This window comes from Streptomyces sp. NPDC054840, assembly GCF_053611065.1.
The window spans coordinates 1-4,009 of the sequence record NZ_JBSGZP010000664.1; the positions used below are offsets into that span (position 1 = coordinate 1).

Consider the following 4,009-nt stretch of genomic DNA (forward strand, 5'->3'; position numbering starts at 1 on the left):
GCGCCCCCTCATGACGGGTGCGGACTGGCGGCCGTCCCCTCGGCGGAGGCGGACGTGTCCTCGGCGAGGAAGTCCAGGACAGCGAGCGCGAAGAGCAGGGCGAGGGCGAGGCCCACGACCACCCAGCCGGTGGGGTAGGACCACAGGACGTAGACGATGACGGCGATCGCGACCAGGCCCCAGGTGAACCAGGCGCGGTGGCGCCGGACGAACGGGCCGACCGGGCCGGTGCGCAGGCCCAGCCGGTCGGCCGTGGCGCGGGTGGCGACGATTCCGGAGTGCCAGATCTGGCGGGCCGCCGTGGCGTATTTGCCCGGGCCGGAGAGCCACGCGGCGAGGGCGATCACGATGCCGAGGACCACGACCATACGGATCGTCGTGCGCAGCAGGCGGATCATCGCGTCGTAGACGGAGCCGGCCGCGGCCTGCGAGACGGTGTCCGGGAGCGCGTTGAGGTAGACCGTACGGAAAACGGTCAGCCCGAGACCGAGGACCGCGACGGAGAACGCCACCGCCAGGGCCGCGGTGACCAGGATGCGGCGTCGGTGGGCGGAGAGCAGGACGCCCGCGGCGACGAGCAGCACGGCGATGATCGGCAGCCACAGGCCGAGGATCTCGAGAAGCCGGAAGCCCGTCTTGACCCGGCCGATGTCGTTGGACTGCACGACGGTGAAGTCGGTGTGGATCTCGGGGATCTTGGCCGCGACGCCCATCCCGGCGTCCACGAGCCGGGTTTTCACCTGTTCGATCACCGGCGCGAGGTCGATGGTCACCGCGTCGTTCTTGATCTCCACCGCGCCGTCGCCGCTGCCGGTCAGGGCTTTGACGAGCGAGGCGTGGATCGTGCGGTTGGCGTTGGTCCAGATCGTCTCGAACTGGTCCGAGGCGATGACCTCCTGGGCCTTGTCCTTCACGAAACTGCTGACCGCGCCCTCCAGCGAGCCGCCGAGCTTGCCCAGGGCCTTCTGGAGCAGCGGCCGCTGCTCGGGGGCCGCGTCCTCCAGGAGGGTGGCGAGGTCGAGGTGCTCCATGAGGGCGGCGGTGACGCGGTTCGCGGCGGCCGCCTGGACATCCGGGTCGGAGGCCAGCGGGGCGACGGTGGAGACGTAGCGGTCCGTGTTACCGACGATGCCGGACGTCCAGGACGCGACGATGCCCAGCGGGGCCAGCACACAGCCGATGATGATCAGCAGTGCGGACAGCAGCGACTTCATCCGGTGCTTCGGCGGAGTCCGTCGCGCGGCCTCCGATTCCAGGGCGGCGACCCTGGCTCGCAATGCCGCGAGTTCGCCCGCGCTTGCGTCACCCTGCATGGCTGACCTCCTACGGGGTCGGGAGCCGTGGATCCCGGAGGATCGGTGGATGACGCCGAGGCCTGCGCCGGAGCAGGCGGCTCCCCTTGTCCCACAGCTTCCCCCGGCGTGCCGGGGGCGGCATCCGCAGTTCGGCCGTCCGGATGAACGCGTCGGTTCACCGGGTTCACGAGGGCGGGAGGAAGGGCCGGTACGGGGCGCGTTGTGCGCTGCCACTCGGCGGGGAGGACGTCCGTACGGAGCGGACGATCAAGGGAAGGGAGGAGTACCCACTCCTTTCCACTCTCAAGTTATAACCCACAGGGGGACTTGCGGCAAGGCCCCACTCGTACCGCAGAATCGCTCCTCGAAGCCAGGACCTGCGAAAACGGGAGATCCCCATAGTGCGTGTGCTGTTGTCGGTTGACGGGTCGTTCGATGAGTTCGCGGGTGCCACCGCAGAGAGGGGCTGCTGATATGGACTCCCTGACCACCAGTGCGTTCGACCTTCCGGCCCGCCTGTCCCCCAAGGCCGACCCGGCACTGATCGGCGGGGACGAGAAGCACTTCGCGGCCGTCGCGGAGAGCCTGGAGCAGACGATCGCCGAGCTGTCCGACCGCCTGGAAGCACTGCGCAGGGCCCCCGGCGGCCTGGGCCGCGAGGCGATGGACCGGGACGTGGAGATCCACCGGTTGACGGGTCGTCTGCGCGCGCTTCGGCGCTTCGGGTTGGACCTGTGCCTCGGGCGGATGGTCGGCGAGGACGATCCCGAGCCGGTGTACATCGGGCGGCTCGGCCTCACCGACGGCGCGGGCGGCCGGCTGCTGATCGACTGGCGCTCGCCCGCGGCCGAGCCGTTCTTCGCCGCGACCCACGCCCATCCGATGGGTCTGGCGAGCCGCCGCAGGTACCGCTGGACGCGGGGCCGGATCGGTGACTACTGGGACGAGGTGTTCACCGCCGACGCCTTCGAGGGGCATGCCGCGCTCGACGACCAGTCCGCCTTCATCGCCGGGCTGGGCAGCAGCCGCTCGCCGCGGATGCGCGACGTGCTCGCCACCATCCAGTCCGACCAGGACGCCATCATCCGCGCGGGTTCGCGGGGCGCTCTCCTCGTCGACGGCGGTCCGGGCACGGGCAAGACCGTGGTGGCCCTGCACCGCACCGCCCACCTGCTCTACTCCGACCCCCGCCTCGGCCACCGTCGGGGCGGCGTGCTGTTCGTCGGCCCGCACCAGCCCTACCTGGCCTATGTCGCCGATGTCCTGCCCAGCCTCGGCGAGGAGGGCGTACGGACCTGCACCGTGCGGGACCTCGTCGCCGAGGGGGACGCGGCCGCGCCGGAGACCGACCCGGAGGTGGCTCTCCTGAAGTCGTCCGCGGACATGGTGAAGGCGATCGAGAAGGCCGTCAGGATCTACGAGGAGCCACCCACCGAGGGAATGACGGTCACGACGCCCTGGTCCGACGTCTGGCTGAGCCCGGACGACTGGGCCGAGGCGTTCGAGGCCGCCGCCGGTACTCCGCACAACGAGGCGCGCGAGCGGATCTGGGAGGAGCTGCTGACGATCCTGCTCGACAAGTTCGACGACCAGGACCTCTCGCCCGACCTGTTCCGCAGCTCGCTGCGATACGACGAGGAGCTGGTCGGGACGCTCGACCGCGCGTGGCCGACGATCGACGCGGCCGATCTCGTCGGTGACCTGTGGTCGGTCCCGTCCTACCTGCGGATGTGCGCTCCGTGGCTCAGCCCCGAGGACGTGGCGAGGTTGCAGCGCGCGGACACCCAGGTCTGGACGGTGTCCGACCTGCCGCTCCTGGACGCGGCGCGGCAGCGGCTCGGCGACCCGGAGGCGGCACGACGGCTGCGGCGGCGGAGCGCCGCGGTGGCCGCCGAACGCGAGCGCATGGCCGGAGTCATCGACGACCTGCTCGCGGCCGACGACGACGGTGAGGGCGCGGTGACGATGCTGCGCGGCAAGGACCTGCAGGACAGCCTGATCGACGAGGGCGCGCTGCCCGGATCGGACCCGGATCTGCTCGCCGGGCCGTTCGCGCACATCGTCGTGGACGAGGCTCAGGAACTGACCGACGCGGAGTGGCAGATGCTGCTGCTGCGCTGCCCGTCCCGGAGCTTCACCATCGTCGGGGACCGCGCCCAGGCCCGGCAGGGGTTCACGGAGTCGTGGAAGGAGCGGCTGGAGCGGATCGGCTTCGACCGGATCGACGTGGCCTCCCTGAGCATCAACTACCGGACGCCCGAAGAGGTCATGGTGGTGGCGGAGCCTGCCATCCGGGAAGCCCTCCCGGACGCCAACGTGCCGACCTCCGTCCGCAGCAGCGGCATTCCGGTCGTGCACGGCCGCGTCACGGATCTGGACTCGATCCTCGACGGCTGGCTGGAGGCGCAGGCCGACGGGGTCGCCTGTGTCATCGGCGCCGAGGACCTCGGGGCCGGCGCCTTCCGGGAGACCTCCCGGGTCCGGTCGTTGACCCCGGGGCTGTCGAAGGGGCTGGAGTTCGACCTCGTCGTCCTCGTCGACCCGCAGACCTTCGGCACGGGGATCGAAGGAGCGGTCGACCGCTACGTCGCGATGACCCGCGCGACGCAGCGGCTCGTCATCCTCACGAGTTCCTGACCCGGCCGTGGTCGGATGATCCGCCCGCCCGCGCCCCGAAGAGCGCGCGACCATGCGGGCGGGCCTTCAGCGGCCGG

2 protein-coding genes are annotated in these 4,009 nt (G+C 71.1%); one reads left to right on the plus strand and one right to left on the minus strand.

Annotation, left to right across the window (positions count from 1 at the left end):
• Positions 1-8: 8 nt before the first annotated feature.
• Positions 9-1,313, minus strand: a complete 1,305-nt coding sequence (locus tag ACWGIU_RS31825) for a hypothetical protein (RefSeq protein WP_453711579.1) — start codon at positions 1,311-1,313, stop codon at positions 9-11.
• Between the two features lie 456 nt (positions 1,314-1,769).
• Between ACWGIU_RS31825 and helR the strand changes: the two genes are divergently transcribed.
• Positions 1,770-3,932, plus strand: coding sequence for an RNA polymerase recycling motor ATPase HelR (gene helR, locus ACWGIU_RS31830; protein ID WP_453711580.1), 2,163 nt, complete (start codon positions 1,770-1,772; stop codon positions 3,930-3,932).
• Positions 3,933-4,009: the final 77 nt, after the last annotated feature.

What these genes read in the sequence shown, in the direction of transcription:
- ACWGIU_RS31825 (WP_453711579.1), bottom strand. Translation starts at nt 1,313, where the DNA reads ATGCAGGGTGACGCAAGCGCGGGCGAACTCGCGGCATTGCGAGCCAGG.
- helR (WP_453711580.1), top strand. Translation starts at nt 1,770, where the DNA reads ATGGACTCCCTGACCACCAGTGCGTTCGACCTTCCGGCCCGCCTGTCC.